Consider the following 1,051-nt stretch of genomic DNA (forward strand, 5'->3'; position numbering starts at 1 on the left):
AGACGACGCCTTCGGCAACCACGGCATCGCGCTCTACAGCAGCCATCTGATGACGACGACCGGCTCCATCACGCTGAACGGGACGGGCGGCAACGGCATCTATCACGGCGACAATGTCGGCGTGCTGCTGTCCGACGGCACGCTGCAGACGTCCGGCGGCGCCGTCACCATCACCGGCACCGAAGGGCGCGGCGAAAGCTCCGAAGACAGCCACGCGATCTATATGGAGGGCACGTCGGGCATCGCCGTGGGGGGCAACGGGGCCATCGCCTTAAGAGGCGGCCAGGACTCCAGCCGCGACATCGTGCTGAGCGGCGCGACCATCTCCAATGACGGTGCGCCCATCACCGTGGAGTCCGCCGGCGACCTTCTGCTCGACGACGGCACCACCCTCAGGTCCGGCGGTGCCGTGACGCTCCGGGCCAGCTATGGGGTGTCTCTGACGGACAGCCACATCACGACCACCGGGTCGCCGGTGACGCTGAACAGCAACGGCAGCCTCTACCAGGGCGCCATTCAGCTGAGCGCCAGCAGCATCGCGACCTCGGGCGGCGACATCACGCTCGGCGGCGGCGACGATCCGGCGAACGGTCCGGCCAAAGCCGGCAATTCCGATCCCGCCGGCGTGCAGATCGAAGGCAGCACGCTCAGGTCCGACGGCGGCGCCATCTCCATCCGCGGGGAGGGCGCCAGCACCTACCATGACAGCGACGGCGTCCGGATCACCGGTGCCTCGACCATCGACTCCGGCACGGGCAAGCTTGCCATCCATGGCAAGGCGGTTGCCTGGGACGAGAGCCACAATGCCGGCGTGCTGATCGACGGCGACTTCGACGGCAGCCCGACCCTCCTCTCCAGCTCCACCGCCGCGGACGCCATCCGGATCGATGGCGATGCCACCGAGGCGGACGCCATGGAAGCCTGGGGCGTGATGATCAAGGGCACCGCGGAGATCCACTCGTCCGGCGGCGTCGTCATCGCCGGCAAGGCCGGTGCATCGGGTGCCCGGTACGAGGTGGCCGGCATCGGCCTGGATACGAAGCGGACGCAA

Annotated in this window: 1 pseudogene; it reads left to right on the plus strand. The window is 68.7% G+C overall.

The annotated features are described in order from the left end of the window. Positions 1–1,051, plus strand: a pseudogene (locus tag I71_RS38085) (hemagglutinin); the annotation flags it as partial.

It is taken from the genome of Azospirillum sp. B506, from assembly GCF_000333595.1.
Lineage (GTDB): Bacteria > Pseudomonadota > Alphaproteobacteria > Azospirillales > Azospirillaceae > Azospirillum.